Genomic DNA, 20,459 nt, shown 5'->3' with positions numbered 1-20,459 from the left:
CGCCACCGTCGTGGCCCCGAGCGTCCCCAGGGCCCCCAGAGCCCGCCGGAACCGGCGAATCAGGCGCGTCCGGTCGGCCGCTCGTGCATCATGTCCGCACACCCACAAACTTTGCGTTCGGTGAACGCACAGGAAAAACGAAGAAACTCCCCTCAATTGTTCACGTTCTGCTGTGACTTGAGTCACAAGAGGGCTCAATTGTTGACCCTGTGTACCGAGTGGGCTCCGCGCTGTGATTCAGTGGCGTGGACCGCACGGAACGATACGCCGACGACAACCCTTTGAAGTGCTGCGAGGTCTCGGGGGGAGGGCGAGCATGGAGACCGAGTCGGAGCCCTATGTCCGTCTTGCGACCCTGCGACGACTGCACCAGGTCATGGCGGACATGAACACCGCACGGAGCCTGGCGGACACGCTCCAGACCGTCGCCGACGGCGTCGTCACCGGCCTCGGCTACGAGCTGGCGTGCGTCAACCTCGTCCGCGCCGACGGCGATCTGGTGGTCGCCGCGTTCGCCGGCAACCCCGCCGCCGAGTCCCTGATCACCGGCCGGGTCGGCTCCCGTGAGTCCTGGGAGCGCCGGCTGAGCATGGGCGAGCAGTGGGGCGACCTGGTCTTCATCCCGCACACCGAGGGCTGGGTCCTCGACGACGACGACGTCCCGCAGTGGTACACCGACGGTCCCGAGCCGCGTTTCGAGGACGAGTGGCACCCGGCCGACCGGCTCTTCGCGCCCATGTACGCGCCCGGCGGGCCCGGCGGCTCCTCCGGCGAGCTGCTCGGGGTGCTCTCCGTGGACCGCCCGCGCAACGGCCGCCGCCCCGGCGCCTGGGGCCGGGAGGCCCTGCAGGTGTACGCGTTCCAGGCGGCCATCGCGATCAGCAACGCCCGGCTGCGCGCCAACATGCAGCGCGCCCTGGTCCGCCTGGAGCGCGAGCAGCAGGCCCTGCGCGCCAGCGAGGAGAGCTTCCGCCAGGCCTTCGAGTACGCGCCCTCCGGCATGGCCATCGCCGAGATGGGCGGCGACCAGCACGGCCGGATCCTGCGCACCAACGACGCACTGTGCCGGCTGCTGGGCCGCCCGGCCTCCGCGCTGCGCCGCTACTCCTTCTCCGACCTGGTGCACCCCGAGGACATAGGCACCCTGCTGCGCACCTCCGCCGAGGGCGGCCGGGCGGAGCTGCGCCTGGCCCGCCGCGACGGCACCTACGTGTGGGTGTCCCTGCGCAACTCCGTGGTCGCCGACGCCGCCGACGGCCCCCGCTTCCTGCTCACCCACGTCGAGGACATCGAGGAGCGCAAGCGCCGCGAGCTGCACCTGGCCCACCGCGCCTCCCACGACTCCCTCACCGGCCTGCCCAACTCCGCCGAGCTGCGCGCCCGCCTCTCCGCCCGGCTGTGCCGGCGCCCGCAGGTCCCCCAGCCCGGCGAGCCGGTCTCCCTGGACGCCGCCTACGGGCACCCCGCCTTCGACGTCGGCGACCACGGCTTCGACTTCGCCGCGCTGCCGCAGGCGTACGACGCCTACGACCACCATGTGCACACCGTCGCCCCGCAGGGCGAGAAGGACGACGGCACCAAGGGGCTCGCGGTCCTCTTCTGCGACCTGGACGGTTTCAAGTCCATCAACGACCGGTTCGGGCACAACGCGGGCGACGCCGTGCTCATCGAGGTCGCCCGGCGGCTGAGCAACGGCGTGCGCGACGGCGACACCGTCGCCCGGCTCGGCGGCGACGAGTTCGTGATCCTCGCCGACGGGCTGGGCCGGGCCGACGCCCAGGACCTCGCCGTCCGGCTGCGCAACGAGATCATCCAGCCGATCCGCGCCGAGGGCCGCGCCGTCCGGGTCGGCGCCAGCTTCGGCATCGGCTGGGCGCACTGCGGGATGACGGCGGACGAAGTGCTGAAGTCCGCCGACGAGCGGATGTACGTAGAGAAACGATCTCGTCCCAAACAGCACCGCCGCGCCGGCTGAACCGCAGGTCGGCGCCCTGCTGGGGAACGAGGCCCGGTTTGCGCCGCGGCAGAGCAGGTAGGCTCGTCGAATCCGACGACGTTCCCACGACGTACCGCACCCGACCCGCACCTGTTGAGGAGACCTAGGGATGACGCCCGGCAACAACGGCGCGAGCACGCCCGAGGACGACGACCCGTTCGGCTACCTCTACGCCGACGGTCAGGCCAACGGAGCCCAGCCGCCCTCCGGGGGCTATGGCTACCCGAACTCGGTCAACCGGGTCCGCACGGTCGGTCAGCGTCAGTACGGCCAGCAGGCCCCCACGGCGCCCTACGGCCAGGTCCCGCAGCAGCCGCAGGCCGCCTACGGCCGGCCCAACGCCCACTACGCCGCCCCCGAGACCCTGCCGGGCGGCGCCCAGGCCGCCCCGCGGCAGCCGGCTCCGGGCGCCCCGAACGGCGGCCGCCGCGGCCCGAACACCAAGGGCCTGCTCATCGGCGCCGTCGCGGTGGTCGCCGCGGTCGTCATCGGCATCAGCGTGGCGATGATCGGCGACAAGTCCGACGGCAAGGACGACAGCGCGGGCGGCAGCCCCAGCCCCACGGTGAGTCAGAGCCCGCAGCCCACCCCCTCGGCGACCAGCAGTGTCGCCGCCGACGGCGAGCTGCCGAAGATCGACGCCAAGGCGCTGCTGCTGGGCGGCGGCGCCACCGTCGCCTCCGACGTCAAGGGCGCCAAGGCCGACGGCGGCGTGTACGTGACCAACTTCAACCACGTGGGCGCCTCGGTCACCTGGACCGTCAACGGCATCCCCGACGACGGCAAGTACACCGTCTTCCTCGGCTACGGCGTCCCCGGCAAGGACGGCACCGCCACCCTCACGGTCAACGGCACGCCCTCCAGCACGCCGGTGAAGCTGAAGAACTGGGCGAACGCCCCGGCCGGCGACTACGAGAAGGGCTGGACGAAGACGTACAACTACGTCCAGCTCAACAAGGGCACCAACACCATCAAGATCTCCTGCGAGCAGGGCAACCAGTGCGACGCCAACCTCGACCAGCTGTGGCTGGCCAAGGGCTGGGTGGAGTAGGAGCGGGGAGCGGCGGGGTCCGGCGGCTGCCGGGCCTCAGGCGGCGGTGACCTCGCCGGTCACCGCGACCCGCGCCAGCACGTCCTCGTAGGCGGCCCGGTCGAACTCGCCGGCCGCCGGGGCCAGCACCGTCGCCGTGGACAGGGCGACCGCGCGGGCCAGCCGGTCCGGCCAGGGCAGCTGCTCCACCAGGCCGGACAGCAGGCCCGCCACCGCCGAGTCCCCGGCACCCGTCGGGTTGCCCCGCACCGGGGCGGGCGGGGTGGCCCGCCACAGCCCCTCGGAGGTGTAGGCCAGCAGTCCGTCCGCGCCCAGCGAGGCGACCACCGCCCGCGCGCCGCGGCGCCGGGCGTCCTGCGCGGCGCGCAGCGGTTCGTGGGCGCCGGTCAGCTCGGCCAGTTCGTCGGCGTTCGGCTTGATCAGGTCGGGGCGGGCCGCGATCCCGCGCCGCAGCGCCTCCCCGGCGGTGTCCAGCAGCACCGGCACGTTCGCGGCGCGCGCGGCGCGCACCAGGCCGGCGTAGGCGCCCACGGGCACGCCCGGCGGCAGGCTGCCGCACAGCGCGACGGCGGACACCGTGGGCAGCAGGTCCGCGTAGACGTCCTGGAAGGCCGACCACTCGGCGGGTGTGATGTGCGGGCCCGGTTCGTTGAGCTGGGTGGTGTCGCCGGTGCGCTCGTCGACGACGGCCACGGTGCGGCGGGTCGTGCCGGTCACCGGGACCAGCGCGTCCGCTATGCCGGGCGTGGCCGTGAGCCGCTCGTGCACCTCGCGTCCCGTCGCCCCGCCCGCGAAGCCGGTGACGGTCACCCGGTGGCCGAGGGCCGCGAGGACGCGGGCGACGTTGACGCCCTTGCCGCCGGGCCGCTCGGTCACCTCGGACACCCGGTGGGAGGTGTGGGGCCTGAGCGAGGGCACCCGATAGGTGATGTCGAGAGCGGTGTTCAGCGTGACCGTGAGGATCACGTGGGCCGACCTCCCCCGAGTGAATGCGCCTGTCACGATGTGGTCCGGACGTGGTCCGGGACTTCGATCATGCCAAACGCGCGGCGTACCGCCCACCCCTGCGACCGGCCAGGGGCCGGCCGGAGGCGGACGGATCAGCCCAGTTGGGGATCGACCACCCACGCTCCGCGCCGCATCACGCCCTTGAGCGCGAAGTCCTCGTCCAGCAGGACCAGGTCGGCGTCCTTGCCGGGCTCCAGGGAGCCCACCCGGTCGTCCAGGCCGAGCAGCCGGGCCGGGTTGGCCGACAGCGCGGCCACCACGTCCTGCACCGGCAGGCGGTCGACGGTCACCGCGCGCCGGAAGGCCCGGTCCAGGGTGAGCGTCGAGCCCGCGATAGAGCCGCCCTCCACGAGCCGCGCCACGCCGTCCGCGACCTCGACCTCCAGCGGGCCGAGCAGGTAGCGGCCGTCGGCGCTGCCGGCGGCGTCCATGGCGTCGGTGATGAAGGCGACCCGGGAGGCGCCCGCGTGGTGGAAGGCCAGTTGCAGGGCGGCCGGGTGCAGGTGCACGCCGTCGTTGATCAGCTCGACGGTGACCCGCTCGTCCTCCAGCAGGGCCGTGATGGGGCCGGGGGCGCGGTGGCCGACCGGCGGCATGGCGTTGAACAGGTGGGTGGCGACGGTGGCGCCGGCGTCGATCGCCTCGACCGTCTGCTCGTAGGTGGCGTCGGTGTGCCCGATCGCGGCGATCACGCCGTGCTCGGCGAGCAGCCGTACGGAGTCGATGCCGCCGGGCAGTTCCGCGGCGAGCGTGACCATCTTCGCCTGGCCGCGGGCGGCCTCGATCAGCTTGCGGACCTCGGCCGGGTCCGGGTGGCGCAGCAGCGCCTCGGAGTGGGCGCCCTTGCGGCACGGCGAGATGAACGGGCCCTCGAAGTGGATGCCGGCGATCTCGCCCTGCTCGGCCAGCTCCGACAGCAGCCCGGCCTGCTTGGTCAGGACACCCATGTCCTCGGTGACGGTGGAGGCGACCAGGGTGGTGGTGCCGTGCCGGCGGTGGGTGTGCACGGCGGTGAGCACGTCGTCGGCCGAGCCGGCGAAGGAGGCCCCGCCGCCGCCGTGGTTGTGCAGGTCGACGAAGCCGGGGACCAGCCAGTGCCCGGTGACGTCGATCGTCTCGGCGCCGGCCGGGGCGGTGTCGGCGATCCGCGTGCCGTCGACGACCAGGCGGCCGTCGTCCTCGATCCCGGTGGGCAGCACCACCCGGGCTCCGGTGAGAACCTTGCTGGGGGCCATCGGCTGGCTACCTCCGGGGAGTCGTGGAAGGGTCGAGGAGATCCCAGGCGAGGAGCCCCGCGCCCAGGCATCCGGCGGTGTCCCCGAGGGCGGCGGGGACGATCGAGGGGAGTTTCTGGAAGGTGACCCGCCGCCGGACGGCCTCCCGCAGCGGTGCGAACAGGGTGTCCCCGGCCTCGGCGAGCCCGCCGCCGACGATCAGCGTGTCCGGGTCCAGCAGGGTGAGCGCGGTGACCAGCCCGTCGGCGAGGGCGTCCACCGCCTCCTGCCACACCGCCTGGGCCGCGACGTCCCCGGAGGAGACGGCCTTGGCACAGTCGGCCGCGTCCGCCTGCGCGTCGCCGCAGGCGGCGGCCCACGCCTGGCTGACGGCGGCGGCGGAGGCGTACCGCTCCAGGCAGCCGCGCTGCCCGCACGGGCAGGACAGCCCGCCGGGCCGGACGACGATGTGGCCGATCTCGCCGGCGAAGCCGTGCGCGCCGGCCTCCACCCGGCCGTCGATGCCGATGGCGCCCGCGATGCCGGTGCCCAGCGGCACGAACAGGAACCGGTCCGCGCCCCGGCCCGCCCCGATCCGGCCCTCGGCGAGTCCGCCGGTGCGCACATCGTGGCCGAGGGCGACGGGCCTGCCCAGCCGCTCGGCGAGCAGGTCGCGCAGGGGGACGTCGCGCCAGCCGAGGTTGGCGGAGTAGGCGGCCACGCCGCGCGTCTCGTCCACGATGCCGGGGACGGCGACGCCCGCGGCGACCGCCGGACGGCCCAGGTGCTCGGCGCCGTAGGCGTGCAGCTCGGCGGCGAAGCCGACGATGCCCTCGACGACGGCGTCGGGGCCGCGCTCGCGGCCGGTGGGCCGGCGCGCCTGGTGCAGCAGCTCGCCGTCCGCGCCGACCAGCGCGGCCTTCATCCCGGTGCCGCCCACATCGAGAGCGATGACGTGTCTCACGGGGACAGTGTGGCCCGCCGACCCGCGAGAGGTCTAGTCCACTGTTCTGGTGTAGACCTGTGTTCGCAAAGTGAACAGATGGAGTGCCGCGTGACCTCACGGCGGCAGGGGCGGGAGAAGAACAAGTGCAGCGGCGTGCAACAGGGGTGATCGCGGCGGTGTCCGCACTGGGCCTGACGGCGGTCCTGGCGGGCTGCTCGGGCACCGGCTCCCCCGACGTCACCCTCCGGCTGGTGGCCGCCGACTACGGCGACTCCGCGGCCAACAGCTCGCAGAAGTACTGGGACCGGCTGGCCAAGGACTACCAGGCGAAGCACCCGGACGTACGGGTCGAGGTCAGCGTCTACCCGTGGACCGACGTGGACCGCAAGGTCAAGGAGATGGTCGACGCCGGCGACCCGCCCGACATGGCGCAGATCGGCGCCTACGCCGACTACGCGGCCCGGGGACTGCTCTACAAGGTGGACGACCTGCTCTCCATCCCCGTGCAGGCCGACTTCCTCGGCCAGCTCTCCGAGGCCGGGCAGGTCCAGCACGTGCAGTACGGCATCCCGTTCGCCGCCTCCACCCGCGTGCTGTTCTACAACAAGACCCTCTTCGACAAGGCCCACCTCACCCCGCCCACCACCTGGGCGCAGCTGGCCTTCGACGCCGAGGCGCTCAAGGCCGAAGGGGTGACGTACCCCTACGCGCTGCCGCTCGGCCCGGAGGAGGCGCAGGCCGAGACCATGGCGTGGATGCTCAGCGGCGGCTCCGGCTACACCGACGACCTCGGCACCTACACCATCAACTCCCCGCAGAACGCGGAGACCTTCACCTGGCTCAAGGACGAGCTGGTCGGCAAGGGCCTGACCGGCCCGGTCCCGCCCGCCAAGCTCAACCGCGCCGATGCCTTCGCCGCCTTCGCACGCGGCGAGGTCGGCATGCTCAACGGCCACCCCACGCTCGTCCAGCTGGCCGAGAAGAAGGGCGTGAAGTTCGGCACGGTGCCCGTGCCGGGCAGGAACGGCACGCCCAAGTCGACCATGGGCGTGACCGACTGGATGATGGCGTTCAAGAAGCACGGCCACAAGGAGCAGATCGGCGACTTCCTGGACTTCGTCTACAGCGAGAAGAACGTCCTGGACTTCTCCCGCACCTACGACCTGCTGCCGGTCACCACCTCCGCCTCCGACGCGATGTCCTCCGCCGAGCAGGACAAGAAGCTGTGGCCGTTCCTGGAGGAGCTGCCGCTCGCGCGGCTGTACCCGGTGGGCAAGACGTCCTGGGCGCAGGTCAGCGCGGACGTGAAGAAGCGCATCGGCCAGGCCGTCGGCCCCGGCGGCGACCCCACCGGCATCCTGAACCAGCTGCAGGTCGCGGCCTCGGAGGCGGACAGCGGGGCCGCCGGCTGACGCGGGTCCGCGGGGCGTTGTCGGTGCGGCGGGCTACGGTGGCTGACATGGCGGACATGGCTGACGCCGGCACGGCGGGCGACGAGCCGGGGCGCGAGCCGGGTGGCGAGCGGACGCAGGAGCCCACAGGCGGGCCGGAGGGCGGCCTCGCCCGCAGGGAGCGGGACATCCTCGCCCTGGAGCGCCGCGGCTTTCCGGGCCCCGGTGCCAAGGAGCGCGCGATCCGCGAGGAGCTGGGCCTGTCCCCCGTGCGCTACTACCAGCTGCTCAACGCCCTGCTGGACGACACCCGCGCCCTCGCCCACGACCCGGTGACTGTTAACCGCCTGCGCCGCATACGGGAGGCCCGCCGCGCCGAGCGCTGACGGCGCCGGGGGCCGACGGTGCCGGTGGGCGTCGGCGCGGTAGGTGACGACGGTGCCGGGTGGCGTCCGGGCGCCGGTGGGCGAGGGTGCCGGGAGGTGTCCGCGCGGCGGGAGGCGACGGTGCCGGGAGGTGTCCGCGCGGCGGGAGGCGACGGTGCCGGGTGGCGTCCGCGCGGCGGGAGGGGAGCTGTGTCTTATACACATTTGACGCCGCCGACGGAGCCTTCTGGGCAGCAACTGGGGGGGGCGCGGGCGATTGAAAAAAAAAAAACTGAGACTGAGACAGCCACGGGGGGCATTCAGTGAGCGAGCTGACGCAAGCATTGGCAAGAAAAGGAAGATGAACACAATGAGATGCATGCTTATCCACACGGTAGAGTCGCTGCGCAGGCCGGGGACGGAACAGTGTTTTTGTTACGGGCGCGGGCACACCACGCAACCCACGCGGTGGGGGGCCGCCGGCGCCGCCAGATGTGTAAAAGAGCCGGCCCCGCCCCCGCCGCCCCCCGCCGCGCGGACCCCCCCCGGCCCCCCCGCCCCCGGGCGCCCGCCACACAGGCCGGTCGGGACGGGCTCGCCGCGCTGCTCGCGCGGCCCGAGCGCGCGGTGATCGCCCTCGACTTCGACGGCACGCTCGCGCCGATCGTGCCCGACCCGGACCAGGCCCGGGCCCACCCGGACGCGGTGCCCGCGCTCGCCGCGCTCGCCCCGAAGGTGGCCTCCGTCGCGGTGGTCACCGGCCGCCCGCCCGGTGTGGCGGTGCGGCACGGCGGCTTCGCCGGCGTCCCCCGCCTGGAGCACCTGGTCGTCCTCGGCCACTACGGCGCCGAGCGCCGGGACGCGGGCACCGGCACCGTCCCCCCCCCCGCCCCCCATCCCCGCGTCGCCCCGGGCCGCGCCGAACTGCCCGGCTTCCTCGACCGCATCGGTGCCTGGCAGGGCACCTGGATCGAGGAGAAGGGCCGGTCCCTGGCGGTGCACACCCGCCGGGCGGCGGACCCGCAGGCCGCCTTCGACCTGCTGCGCGAGCCCCTCACCGGCCTGGCCGCCGAGCACGGTCTGATCGTCGAGCCCGGCCGCATGGTCCTGGAGCTGCGCCCGCCGGGCATGGACAAGGGCGTCGCCCTGCTGGACCACGTCCGCGCCCTGAACGCGAGCCCCGGCGGCGTCGGCGCGGTCCTGTACGCCGGCGACGACCTCGGTGACCTGCCCGCCTTCGCCGCCGTGGACAAACTCCGCTCGGACGGCGTACCCGGCGTCCTGGTGTGCAGCGGCAGCGCGGAGGTGACGGAGCTGTCGGAACGCGCCGACCTCGTGGTCGACGGCCCGGCGGGCGTCGTGGGCCTGCTGAAGGCCCTCGCGGCCCGGATCTGAGGCGGGACACTTCTGGGCCGGGCCTGCGGATGAAGCAGGCCCGGCCCAGAAGGTGTCTCGCTCAGCCCGGCAGGTGCTCCAGTTGCTCCAGCTGGTCCAGGAACCAGCGGGTCGGCGGCAGGGCGGTGGCCGCGGCGGCCAGGCGCTTGGTGCGTTCCGCGCGCTCCGCGCCCGGCATGCCCAGTGCCCGGTGCAGCGCCTCGGCGGTGCCGACCACGTCGTAGGGGTTGACCACCAGCGCGTCGTCGCCCAGCTCCGCGTACGCGCCCGCCTCCCGCGAGAGCACCAGCGCGCAGCCGGAGTCGGAGACCACCGGCACTTCCTTGGCGACCAGGTTCATGCCGTCCCGGATCGGGTTGACCAGCGCCACGTCCGCGATCCGGTAGGCCGCCAGCGAGCGCGCGAAGTCGTCCTTGACGTGCAGCGCGACCGGCCGCCAGGTCGGCGTGCCGTACTCCTCGTTGATCTCCTGCGCGAGCCGCTGCACCTCGTCGGTGTACTCCCGGTAGACGGCCAGGTCCTGGCGGGAGGGGTAGGCGAACGCCACGTGCACCACCCGCTCGCGCCACTCGGGGTGGTCCGCGAGCAGCTGCCGGTAGGCCAGCAGCCCGCGCACGATGTTCTTCGACAGCTCCGTGCGGTCCACCCGCACGATCGTCTTGCGGGGGCCGCCGTCCGGGGCCACGCCGATCTCCTCGCGCAGCGCCAGCATCCGCTCCTTGACGTCGGAGCGATCGGCGCGCTCCCGCAGGAACTCGGCGTCCGCGCCCAGGGCGTGCACCCCGACCCGGGTGCCGCCGAGCCCGCCGACCAGCGCCTCGCAGCAGCCGGCGAACGCGTCCGCCCAGCGCTGGGTGAGGAAGCCCAGCCGGTCCGCGCCGAGCATGCCGCGCAGCACCTGCTCGGCGACGTCGTCGGGCAGCATCCGGAAGTACTCCACCGGCGCCCACGGCGTGTGCGAGAAGTGCCCGATGCGCACGTCCGGCCGGAAGTCGCGCAGCATGCCCGGCACGAGCGTCAGGTGGTAGTCCTGCACCAGCACGGCCGCCCCCTCGGCGGCCTCCTCCGCCAGCGCCTCGGCGAAGGCCCGGTTGTAGGCCACGTAGGAGTCCCACCGGCGGCGGAACTCCGCGTCGAAGACGGGCTCCAGCGGCGTCTGGTACAGCATGTGGTGGACGAACCACAGCACCGAGTTGGCGATGCCGTTGTAGGCGTCGGAGAACACCTCGGCGTCGATGTCGAGCATCCGCACCTGCTGCCCGCCGGTCGCCTCCGCCGGCAGCCGCCGTCCGCCCTCGAAGCGCCGCGCCGCCTCCCGGTCGGCCTCGCTCAGCGCGGCGCACACCCACACCGCGCCCGCGTCCGGCCCGATCGCGGACAGCCCGGAGACCAGCCCTCCGCCGCCGCGCCTGGCGTTCAGCGAACCGTCGGGGAGCACCTCGTACGAAACGGGGCCGCGATTGGACGCGACCAGCACCTCGGCACCGTGCGTTGAAGCCATGGTCCTCAACCTAGCCCGCCCCTCGAACGCTCAAACGTATGCGGGGGCCACCCCGGCACGGATCGGGCCGCCGACGACGACTTGTAAAAAACATGTAAGGGACATGAGGATGTGCGGTGCGTTCGAGTGATCTCCGTCCGTGCGGTCTGCCGGACGGTTCGTGAGCAGGTGGGGGTTTTCGTGCATCTCATACGCGTCCCGCGAGTGCGCCGGTTCACCGGCACGGCGGTTCTGCTCGTGGCCGGTGCGCTGGCGTTGGCCGGCTGCGGCGGCGGTGTCGGCTACGCCGTCCAGTTGGAGGGCACCGGCCGCCGGGCCTCCTCCTGGAGCCCGGACGAAAAGGTCTGCGACCAGCGCACCGACACCGGCGGCGTGACGTTCACCCTGGCCCGCGACGGCCGCGACTGCGCCGGCCGGCTGCTGCACACCCCGGCCCCCACGCACGCCGGCTCCACCGGCAGCGGCTCCACCGGCAGCGGGGGCAGCGGCGGAAGCGGCGGTACCGGCGGGAGCGGCGGCGGAGGCGGCGGCAGCACGGCGTGCGCGATCACCAGCCCGGCCGGCAACTGCTACGCCGACGGCCAGTTCTGCGCCCAGCGCCACCACGGCATGAGCACCTACGGCAAGGGCGGCGAGTACCTGACCTGCGAGCAGGACGCGGCGGGCCGCTGGCGCTGGTCGGACGGCGCGGCGGGCTGACCCCGGCTCCGGCTGACCCCGGCTCCGGCTGACCCCGGCCCCGGCTGACCCGGGGCTCGGGCACCCCGGCCGCACCCGCCCCTGCGCCTGCCGCGCACCGGGTGACGGCCCGACACCGGGGGCCGACCGCCCCCAGGGCCGGCCGACCCGGCCCTGGTGCGGTCGACGCCGCCCGCGTTCAGGCCACCCGCCGCGCCGCGTACTCCGCGATCTCCGCCATCGGGGGGCGTTCCTCGGTGTCCACCGAGTAGGTGCGCGGTTCGAAGCCGTCCGCGCCCCGTTCGAACTGGGTCAGGCTCGGGCGGATCAGGTGGCCGCGGGCCAGGCGCAGCTGGGCGGTGCGGTAGATCGCGGCGGCCATCCGGCCGAGCGCCTGCCCGTCCTGGTGGCGGTGCCGGCGCACGCCCACGTCGACCTGCGCGAGCGCGTCCAGGCCGACCAGGTGCAGCGCGTCGACCAGCATGCCCAGCTCCACGCCGTAGCCGACCGGGAACGGCAGCTGTTCCAGCAGCGAGCGGCGGGCCGCGTACTCGCCGCCGAGCGGCTGCACGAACCCGGCCAGCTGCGGCCAGTGCATGTTGAGCAGCGGGCGGGCCATCAGCTCGGTGACCCGGCCGCCCTGCCCGGCGGCGCCGCCCAGCGGACGGTCGTACATCGCCTTGACCAGCTGCACGTCCGGGTCGGTCAGCAGCGGGCCGACGATGCCGGTGACGAAGTCGGCGGAGAACTCCCGCAGGTCGGCGTCCACGAAGCAGACGACGTCCCCGCGGGTGACCAGCAGGGAGCGCCACAGCACCTCGCCCTTGCCCGGCACCGCCGGGATGCGGGGGAGTATCGCGTCGCGGTGTTCGACCCGGGCGCCGGCCGCGGCGGCCACCTCGGCGGTGCGGTCGGTGGAACCGGAGTCGACGACCACCAGCTCGTCGACCAGGGGCACCCGCTCGATCAGGTCGCGCCGGATCACGGAGACGATGTCGCCGACCGTCTCCTCCTCGTTCAGCGCGGGCAGCACCACGCTGACCGCCGCCCCGCTCGCGCGCTTGGCGGCCAGGACCGTGTCGAGCGGACGATCGCTCACGGACCAGGAGCGTGTCCTCAGCCAGCGCTCGACTTCTTCCAGCACGGTCGGCTGCTCCTTCACGCCTGCTCGGGTCGCTGCTGCGCGTGCGACGGCGGCAGCAGCACATGATCGTGTGATCTGTCTCGCGGTTCGGACGAGGGTCTCGTACGGTCCGGGCCGTCGGTTACAGTCTTGAACAACGCGGATGACCATCGCATGCCGGGGGTCACCCGCGACCTACAACCGAATACCGCTCATCCAGAGGGGCAGAGGGACACGGCCCGATGAAGCCCCGGCAACCCTCCAGCCGGTCTCGTCATTCGAAGCGAGGCTCCCGGCTAGGGAAGGTGCCAAATCCGTCTCACGGCGAGATGCGTCGTGAGGAAGATGAGGAGAAAGGGCCTCGCCTCCATGGCTGTGCAGACCGTTGCAAGCAGCACTCCCGGATCCACCGTCGACCTCGGCCCCGCCACCGCCCTGAGCTGCCGCGAATGCGGACACCGCGTGCCCCTCGGCCCGGTCTTCGCCTGCGAGGAGTGTTTCGGCCCGCTGGAGATCGCCTACGACTTCTCCGCCTACGACACCGAGACCCTGCGCAAGCGGATCGAGGCCGGCCCCGCCAACATCTGGCGCTACGCCCCGCTGCTGCCGGTCCCCGCGGACGTCGCCGACAAGCCGAACCTCAACCCCGGCTGGACCAAGCTCGTCAAGGCCGACCACCTCGCCGCCGAACTCGGCGTCACCGGCGGCCTGTACGTCAAGGACGACTCCGGCAACCCCACCCACTCCTTCAAGGACCGTGTGGTCGCCCAGGCACTGGAGGCCGCCCGCGCCTTCGGTTTCACCACCCTGTCCTGCTCCTCCACCGGCAACCTGGCCGGTGCCGTCGGCGCCGCCGCCGCCCGGGCCGGCCTGCGCTCGTGCGTGTTCATCCCGCACGACCTGGAGCAGGGCAAGGTCGTCATGGCCGCGATCTACGGCGGGGACCTCGTGGGCATCGAGGGCACCTACGACGACGTGAACCGCTTCTGCTCCGAGCTGATCGGCGACCCGGCCGGCGAGGGCTGGGGCTTCGTCAACGTCAACCTGCGGCCGTACTACGCCGAGGGCTCCAAGACGCTGGCGTACGAGATCTGCGAGCAGCTCGGCTGGCGACTGCCCGACCAGATCGTCGTGCCCATCGCCTCCGGCTCCCAGCTCACCAAGGTCGACAAGGGCCTGCGGGAGCTGATCGAGCTGGGCCTGGTCGAGGACAAGCCGTACAAGATCTTCGGCGCGCAGGCCGAGGGCTGCTCGCCGGTGTCCACCGCCTTCAAGGCCGGCCACGACGTCGTCCGCCCGCAGAAGCCGAACACCATCGCCAAGTCGCTGGCCATCGGCAACCCGGCCGACGGCCCCTACGTCCTGGACATCGCCCGCCGCACCGGCGGCGCGGTGGAGGACGTCACGGACGAGCAGGTCGTCGACGCCATCAAGCTGCTCGCCCGCACCGAGGGCATCTTCGCGGAGACGGCCGGCGGCGTCACCGTGGGCGTGACCCGCAAGCTGATCGAGAACGGCCTGCTGGACCCGACGAAGACCACCGTCGTCCTCAACACCGGTGACGGCCTCAAGACCCTGGACGCGGTGGCCGGCACCGGCCTGACCGCGACCATCCGCCCCACCCTGGACTCCTTCCGAGAGGCTGGCCTCGCATGAGCGTGACCGTTCGCATCCCCACCATCCTGCGCACCTACACCGGAGGGCAGGCCGAGGTGAGCGCCGAGGGCGCGACCCTCGCCGAGGTCATCGCCGACCTGGAGAAGAACCACACGGGCATCGCCGCCCGCGTCCTGGACGACCAGGGCAAGCTGCGCCGCTTCGTCAACGTCTACGTCAACGACGACGACGTGCGCTTCGAGCAGGGCCTCGAGACCGCCACGCCGGACGGCGCGGGCGTGTCGATCATCCCGGCGGTCGCCGGCGGTTGAGCCGCGCCGGGACCGACACGGACTGAATTGCCCCCTCCGCGAGAGAAGCGGAGGGGGCAATTCCGTGTGATTGAGCGCGGTACAGTTGGGGAACGCGCTCCCGATCACCGATCGCTGAGCCCTGGATTTCCTGCCGCACGCCGACAAGAAGTAGCCAAAGTGTGCGGGTTTATTGTGGCTTTTGTCGTGTTTGTGGGGCCCGACTTCGCCTGAATGAAGCCGAATTCTCGGCATATTCCGGGCCGCGCGCGTCCAGATTTCTCGTCCGATTGACCTGTTGCAGACGGCAGTTGGACAGATACATTCAGCCGCGGTCGACGCGTTCCGGCGCACGCCCCCACCCATCCGGGGGGTGAGGTCTGACCCGGATCCGCGAAGTGTGGATCTGTGCAAGGGCCAGTAATAGGGGAGTTAGGCATGGCTCAGGGCACCGTCAAGTGGTTCAACGCGGAGAAGGGCTACGGCTTCATCGCGGTCGACGGTGGTGCGGACGTCTTCGTCCACTACAGCGCCATCCAGATGGACGGCTACCGCACGCTGGAAGAGGGCCAGCGGGTCGAGTTCGAGATCTCGCAGGGCCAGAAGGGTCCGCAGGCCGACATGGTTCGCGTCACCGCCTGAACATTCGCACGACGAGGGGCCCGCATCCGGCAGGGTGGGGGCCCCTCGCCATGCCCGGGCTCCGCTTCCGCCGCACGTCCCCGGCCCCCGCTCCCGCCGCGCGCCCCCGGGCGCCGGTCCACCGCCCGGCCGTCCTCCGGCCGGACGTCCCCATTCCGCGGTCCGCTTCGTGGGTGCGCCTTGCACTCGGGCATGCCGAGTGCTAATCATTGGCGTTAGCACTCTGAAGGTGAGAGTGACAACGAAGGACCGGGTCGGTGAGGCCCGCAGGCCGGATGGGGCAAGGAACCACGAGGCCGGCGAGCCGTCCGTCGCGGGCGCGGGCGCGGTCCGAAGGAATCACCCCCAGTCCTGGAGGGACCACTTCACATGGCCAAGATCATCGCGTTCGACGAGGAGGCGCGGCGCGGCCTCGAGCGCGGCATGAACCAGCTCGCGGACGCCGTCAAGGTGACCCTCGGCCCCAAGGGCCGCAACGTCGTCCTCGAGAAGAAGTGGGGCGCCCCCACGATCACCAACGACGGTGTCTCCATCGCCAAGGAGATCGAGCTCGAGGACCCGTACGAGAAGATCGGCGCCGAGCTGGTCAAGGAAGTCGCCAAGAAGACGGACGACGTCGCCGGTGACGGTACGACCACCGCGACCGTGCTCGCCCAGGCCCTGGTCAAGGAGGGCCTGCGCAACGTCGCCGCCGGTGCCAACCCGATGGCTCTGAAGCGCGGTATCGAGAAGGCCGTCGAGGCCGTCTCCGCCGCCCTGCTCGACCAGGCCAAGGAGGTCGAGACCAAGGAGCAGATCGCCTCCACCGCGTCCATCTCCGCCGCCGACACCCAGATCGGTGAGCTGATCGCCGAGGCCATGGACAAGGTCGGCAAGGAAGGCGTCATCACCGTCGAGGAGTCGCAGACCTTCGGGCTGGAGCTGGAGCTCACCGAGGGCATGCGCTTCGACAAGGGCTACATCTCCGCCTACTTCGCCACCGACATGGAGCGCATGGAGGCGGTGCTCGAGGACCCGTACATCCTCATCGCCAACTCCAAGATCTCCTCGGTCAAGGACCTGCTCCCGCTGCTGGAGAAGGTCATGCAGTCGGGCAAGCCGCTGCTGATCATCGCCGAGGACGTCGAGGGCGAGGCCCTGTCGACCCTGGTCGTCAACAAGATCCGCGGCACCTTCAAGTCCGTCGCCGTCAAGGCCCCGGGCTTCGGCGACCGCCGCAAGGCCATGCTCGGCGACATCGCCATCCTCACGGGCGGCGAGGTCATCTCCGAGGAGGTCGGCCTCAAGCTGGAGAACGCCACCCTCGACTTGCTGGGCAAGGCCCGCAAGGTGGTCATCACCAAGGACGAGACCACCATCGTCGACGGTGCCGGCTCCTCCGAGCAGGTCAACGGCCGCGTCAACCAGATCCGCGCCGAGATCGAGAACAGCGACTCCGACTACGACCGCGAGAAGCTGCAGGAGCGCCTGGCCAAGCTCGCCGGCGGTGTCGCGGTCATCAAGGCCGGCGCCGCCACCGAGGTGGAGCTCAAGGAGCGCAAGCACCGCATCGAGGACGCCGTCCGCAACGCCAAGGCGGCCGTCGAGGAGGGCATCGTCGCCGGTGGTGGCGTGGCCCTGCTGCAGGCCTCCCAGGTCTTCGAGAAGCTGGAGCTGGAGGGTGACGAGGCGACCGGCGCCAACGCCGTGCGCGTCGCCCTGGAGGCCCCGCTGAAGCAGATCGCCGTCAACGCCGGCCTCGAGGGCGGTGTCGTGGTGGAGAAGGTGCGCAACCTGACCCCGGGCCACGGCCTGAACGCCGCGACCGGCGAGTACGTCGACCTGATCGCCGAGGGCATCATCGACCCGGCCAAGGTGACCCGCTCCGCGCTGCAGAACGCCGCGTCCATCGCCGCGCTGTTCCTCACCACCGAGGCCGTCATCGCCGACAAGCCGGAGAAGGCCGCCGCGCCGGCCGGCGGCGGCATGCCGGGCGGTGACATGGACTTCTGATCCCGCTGAGGATCGGCAGCAGTCCGTACGCCGAGGGCGGCACTCCCTGGAGACAGGGGGTGCCGCCCTCGGGCGTTCGCCGCAGGTTCCAGCAGATTCTTGCGTGGGACCCCAGGGCTTCAGCCCTGGGAGGAATCGCATCCTCGTGGTCGCGGCGCGGGGAGCCGCGCTATCGCTCCTGTGTGCTCGGCCGTGAAGCGGCCGGGTTCGTGTCCGGCGGAGCCGGGGCTTGTGCCCACGTTCACTCGGGCGGGTGATTCGTGGCGAACGTGCGGTTGGCAGTCGTGCGCATGTGTAGGTTTGCTGATCGTGAAGCTGGTGGTGCAGGTCAGACTGCTGCCGACGCCCGTGCAGGCGGCTGCGCTGGAGGCGACCCTGCGCGCCTGCAACGAAGCGGCGACCTGGGCCGGCCGGGTCGCCTTCGAGAAGGACGTGAAGCGCAACTTCGCGCTGCGCGAGCACACCTACAGCGAGATCAAGGCCCGGTGGAACCTGGGGGCGCAGGCCGCCCAGCAAGTCATCAAGAAGACCTGCGACGCCTACGCCGCGCTCAAGGCCAACCTGAAGGCCGGGAACCTGGGCAGGCCCGGCTCACAGCGCCACCGGAAGGCCGCCGGGAAGCCGGTTGCCTTCCGGCCCGACAGCGCGCAGCCTTATGACGACCGGATGCTGTCCTGGCAGATCCCCGAGCGGCGGGTCTCCATCTGGACAGTGTCGGGCCGGGTGAAGGACGTGGCGTTCACCGCCTCGCCCGAGCAGCTGGCCACGCTGGCCCTGCACCGCAAGGGCGAGTCCGACCTCGTGTGCCGCGACGGCATGTGGTTCCTGCTGGCCACCTGCGAGGTCCCTCAAGCACCGCCGAACACCGACCCGGCGGACTTCCTCGGTATCGACCTGGGCATCGTCAACATCGCCACCACGTCCGACGGCGAGATCATGGCCGGACGCAAAATGAACCGCATCCGCGCCCGGGAACGCGCGCTGCGTACCAAGCTGCAGAAGAAGGGCACCCCGTCCGCCAGGCGTCGGCTGAAGAAGCGCAGGCGCAAGGAGGCGCGGCGGGTCAGGGACATCAACCACAAGATCGCGAAACATGTGGTGGCCGAGGCAGAACGCACCGGTCGCGGAATCGCCTTGGAAGACCTTACGGGCATCCGCGAACGGGTACGGCTACGCAAGCCCCAACGGGCCACCCACTCCAGCTGGAGCTTCGCACAGCTGGGACATTTCATCGCGTACAAGGCCCGCAAGGCCGGAGTGCCGGTGGTGTACGTCGATCCGGCGTACACCTCCCGTACCTGCGCCGAGTGCGGCCACATCGACAAGGCGAACCGGGTCTCCCAGGCCCGGTTCGCGTGCCGGAACTGCGGATTCGTTGATCATGCAGACCGGAACGGCTCCCGCAACATCCGCGCCCGAGCGCGCGAGTTGTGGCGACGCGGGGCCTCGTCGACGGCCCCTGCCCCACCACCGGAGCATGTACGCCGGGGTGGGACTGGACGCAAACGCAGCATCACAGCCAGTGATGCCCGTTGGGCAAGCCCGTCGCTCTAGCGACGGGTAGTTGACTCGGCGTAGTCCTTGAGCCTCTCGGTGTCCAGGGTGATGTCCACCCGAGGCGGCAGCTCGCCGGTCGCCCCCAGGGGCGGGTGGAGCACTGGAGGTAACGTCCGTCCTTCGGCTCGCTGTACACGCTGACCGTGGCGCTGTCGCGGTCGATGAGCAGATACACGGGGATCCCGGCCGCCGCGTAACCCATGGGGCCCTTGAAGTGGCTCACGGGTGCGAGGAAGCCGTCGGTGATGGCGCGGTCCTTGCGGTATGCCTCGGCCTTGACCCCTCGCTCGGGCATGAGGTTCAGCTCGGGGCGCTGCTGCATGCACTGACGGAGCAGCCACATGAAGATCTCGCCGTGGTTGCCGTCCGGCCTGGCTTTGACTACTACCTTTCTGTTGACGTATTCGAGCCGCACGGTTTCGGGGGCGGCTGCGGCCAGTTCCTCGAACTCCTCCACGTCGAGCGGCCCGTGCCGGATGCAGTGCCTTCCGCCCAGGAGCTCCAGCCGGTTCCGCAGCTCCCTGGGGGCCCGGCGGACGAGCTCCTCGAAGTCCTCGACGGACATCTGCGGGCGTTCTTCGGTGTCAGGAGTCATGGCGTCGCCTCCTCTCCCCCATGGTGCCCGTAGGTGGTCGTGCCGGACCGTGGATGCCGTCATACGGGTGTCCCTTCTCGTCGTCCGGAGGCCATCGCAGCGCGGATCCCGGCCGCGTGGGCCCGGACGGCGGAAGCGGGCACGGCGCGTGGGGGCGCGGCGGCGCGCGTCCCGCCCCTGCAGCCCGCGCACACGCCCCCCGGCAGCGCCTCCGGGCGCCCCGGCACGCCGCACTCCGCGCACTCCAGCAGGCGCCGGGGCGCCGGGCGGGGGAGGGGGTCCGGCGGCAGCTTGTCGATCAGGCGGCGGCGGACCAGCGCGGCCGGGTGGTGCACCGGGGACGGCAGCCCCTCGGTCAGGGCGCGCAGCACGGCCTCGTCGGTGACCCCGTGCGCGAACCACTGGGTGAGCAGCGGCGCGAGTGCGGCGCAGTCGGCGGCGGACAGCGACAGCACGGGCGCGGTACGGCCCAGGGCGGCGAGCAGGACGTGCGCGCGGGACCGGGTGGGGCCGCCCGGCGGCGGCCCGGCCGGCTCCTCCGGTACGTCGCCCCGCGTGAACGCCACCCACCAGGCGTCGTCGCGCGCGGTACGAGACCACCACGATCGGGTGATCCACCGGGTGCCGCCCGCACCCGTCTCCAGCCGCTCCCGGCCGCGCCGCAAGTGCCCCGCCGCCTGGAGGCGGTTGAGGGCGGTCCGCAGTGCGCACTGGCCGTAAGGGAGCTGCTTGGCCAGCGTTTTCACCGAGATGTCGGCGCCTTGCGGAAGCCGGTCGAGGTACGCCGCGACGGCCGCCTCGCGGGGCGGGAGGTGCGAGAAGTCGTGTGCCGTACGCGGGTGTTGGTCCGGCACGGTCCGTTTGCCGTAACCCGGCTTGGCCATCGGGTGCGGGGGCGCCTGCGAGGGCGCGTGCGCGGGCAGGGAGGCAGGGCTAAAGTGGGTGTCAGCCACGGGATCGCCTTCTTCGATCTCGTCGGTCAGACCCCCGCAGGTGTTGGTAGCGCCTGGCGGGGGTTGTTCGTTATGCGGGCACGCTAGAGCCTGGTGACCGTGCGTGGCAAGTCGGAAGCGGTGAGTCAACTCGCCGGGTGGGTGG

Annotated in this window: 18 protein-coding genes and 1 riboswitch; of the genes, 11 read left to right on the top strand and 7 right to left on the bottom strand. The window is 72.1% G+C overall.

Annotated features, from left to right (window positions below; genetic code table 11):
• Positions 1–316: 316 nt before the first annotated feature.
• Together cdgB and GV126_RS15890 are read left to right on the top strand one after the other, a co-directional pair.
• Positions 317–1,975, top strand: coding sequence for a diguanylate cyclase CdgB (gene cdgB / locus GV126_RS15895; RefSeq protein ID WP_159667043.1), 1,659 nt, complete (start codon positions 317–319; stop codon positions 1,973–1,975).
• A 130-nt stretch (positions 1,976–2,105) separates the two neighbouring features.
• Entirely contained in the window at positions 2,106–3,047 is a 942-nt protein-coding gene (locus GV126_RS15890) for a carbohydrate-binding protein (protein WP_159667040.1), read from the top strand.
• Positions 3,048–3,083: 36 nt separating this feature from the next.
• Here GV126_RS15890 and GV126_RS15885 read toward each other — a convergent pair whose 3' ends face one another.
• The 3 genes from GV126_RS15885 to GV126_RS15875 form a co-directional block, all read right to left on the bottom strand.
• On the bottom strand, positions 3,084–4,013 hold the full coding sequence (locus GV126_RS15885; RefSeq protein ID WP_159667038.1) for a 1-phosphofructokinase family hexose kinase: 930 nt from the start codon (positions 4,011–4,013) through the stop codon (positions 3,084–3,086).
• Positions 4,014–4,147: 134 nt separating this feature from the next.
• Positions 4,148–5,290: an N-acetylglucosamine-6-phosphate deacetylase gene (gene nagA / locus GV126_RS15880; protein ID WP_159667035.1), complete on the bottom strand. Its 1,143-nt coding sequence runs from the start codon at positions 5,288–5,290 to the stop codon at positions 4,148–4,150.
• A gap of 7 nt (positions 5,291–5,297) precedes the next feature.
• Positions 5,298–6,233, bottom strand: a complete 936-nt coding sequence (locus GV126_RS15875) for an ROK family protein (RefSeq protein WP_159667032.1) — start codon at positions 6,231–6,233, stop codon at positions 5,298–5,300.
• A gap of 125 nt (positions 6,234–6,358) precedes the next feature.
• Between GV126_RS15875 and GV126_RS15870 the strand changes: the two genes are divergently transcribed.
• The 3 genes from GV126_RS15870 (at position 6,359) to otsB (ending at position 9,366) form a co-directional block, all read left to right on the top strand.
• Positions 6,359–7,627 (top strand): ABC transporter substrate-binding protein, encoded by a 1,269-nt coding sequence (locus tag GV126_RS15870; protein ID WP_185947287.1) that lies wholly within the window; start codon positions 6,359–6,361, stop codon positions 7,625–7,627.
• Between the two features lie 56 nt (positions 7,628–7,683).
• On the top strand, positions 7,684–7,992 hold the full coding sequence (locus GV126_RS15865; protein WP_159673762.1) for a DUF3263 domain-containing protein: 309 nt from the start codon (positions 7,684–7,686) through the stop codon (positions 7,990–7,992).
• A gap of 471 nt (positions 7,993–8,463) precedes the next feature.
• Positions 8,464–9,366: a trehalose-phosphatase gene (gene otsB, locus GV126_RS15860; RefSeq protein ID WP_159667029.1), complete on the top strand. Its 903-nt coding sequence runs from the start codon at positions 8,464–8,466 to the stop codon at positions 9,364–9,366.
• Positions 9,367–9,427: 61 nt separating this feature from the next.
• Here the strand turns inward: otsB and GV126_RS15855 are convergent, their stop codons facing one another.
• Positions 9,428–10,867, bottom strand: coding sequence for an alpha,alpha-trehalose-phosphate synthase (UDP-forming) (locus GV126_RS15855; RefSeq protein ID WP_159667026.1), 1,440 nt, complete (start codon positions 10,865–10,867; stop codon positions 9,428–9,430).
• A 180-nt stretch (positions 10,868–11,047) separates the two neighbouring features.
• Here GV126_RS15855 and GV126_RS15850 point away from each other — a divergent pair, with 180 nt between their 5' ends.
• Positions 11,048–11,566, top strand: a complete 519-nt coding sequence (locus GV126_RS15850) for a hypothetical protein (RefSeq protein ID WP_236570013.1) — start codon at positions 11,048–11,050, stop codon at positions 11,564–11,566.
• 178 nt (positions 11,567–11,744) lie between these two features.
• On the opposite strand, the gene GV126_RS15845 is transcribed toward GV126_RS15850, so the two are convergent.
• Entirely contained in the window at positions 11,745–12,689 is a 945-nt protein-coding gene (locus GV126_RS15845) for a glucosyl-3-phosphoglycerate synthase (RefSeq protein ID WP_159667023.1), read from the bottom strand.
• A gap of 188 nt (positions 12,690–12,877) precedes the next feature.
• Positions 12,878–13,020: riboswitch (SAM riboswitch) on the top strand.
• A 17-nt stretch (positions 13,021–13,037) separates the two neighbouring features.
• On the opposite strand from GV126_RS15845, the gene thrC reads away from it, so the two are divergent.
• From thrC to GV126_RS15820, 5 genes are all read left to right on the top strand, one after another.
• The gene (gene thrC / locus GV126_RS15840) at positions 13,038–14,324 is read left to right on the top strand and encodes a threonine synthase (protein WP_159667020.1); all 1,287 of its coding nucleotides are present in this window, start codon (positions 13,038–13,040) and stop codon (positions 14,322–14,324) included.
• Positions 14,321–14,596, top strand: a complete 276-nt coding sequence (locus tag GV126_RS15835; protein WP_159667017.1) for a MoaD/ThiS family protein — start codon at positions 14,321–14,323, stop codon at positions 14,594–14,596. Before thrC ends, GV126_RS15835 begins: the two co-directional genes overlap by 4 nt.
• 417 nt (positions 14,597–15,013) lie before the next feature.
• Positions 15,014–15,217 (top strand): cold-shock protein, encoded by a 204-nt coding sequence (locus GV126_RS15830; protein ID WP_004986573.1) that lies wholly within the window; start codon positions 15,014–15,016, stop codon positions 15,215–15,217.
• Positions 15,218–15,586: 369 nt separating this feature from the next.
• Positions 15,587–17,209: a chaperonin GroEL gene (gene groL, locus GV126_RS15825; RefSeq protein ID WP_028421524.1), complete on the top strand. Its 1,623-nt coding sequence runs from the start codon at positions 15,587–15,589 to the stop codon at positions 17,207–17,209.
• Between the two features lie 309 nt (positions 17,210–17,518).
• Positions 17,519–18,763 (top strand): RNA-guided endonuclease InsQ/TnpB family protein, encoded by a 1,245-nt coding sequence (locus GV126_RS15820; protein WP_159673758.1) that lies wholly within the window; start codon positions 17,519–17,521, stop codon positions 18,761–18,763.
• On the opposite strand, the gene GV126_RS15815 is transcribed toward GV126_RS15820, so the two are convergent.
• Together GV126_RS15815 and GV126_RS15810 are read right to left on the bottom strand one after the other, a co-directional pair.
• Entirely contained in the window at positions 18,723–19,361 is a 639-nt protein-coding gene (locus GV126_RS15815; protein WP_328707340.1) for a Uma2 family endonuclease, read from the bottom strand. The genes GV126_RS15820 and GV126_RS15815 overlap by 41 nt on opposite strands.
• 59 nt (positions 19,362–19,420) lie before the next feature.
• Positions 19,421–20,245: a hypothetical protein gene (locus GV126_RS15810; RefSeq protein WP_159667014.1), complete on the bottom strand. Its 825-nt coding sequence runs from the start codon at positions 20,243–20,245 to the stop codon at positions 19,421–19,423.
• Positions 20,246–20,459: the final 214 nt, after the last annotated feature.

It is taken from the genome of Streptomyces mexicanus (assembly GCF_902506575.1).
Taxonomy (GTDB): Bacteria; Actinomycetota; Actinomycetes; order Streptomycetales; family Streptomycetaceae; genus Streptomyces; species Streptomyces mexicanus.
This window is presented reverse-complemented; position numbering and strand designations above follow the sequence as displayed.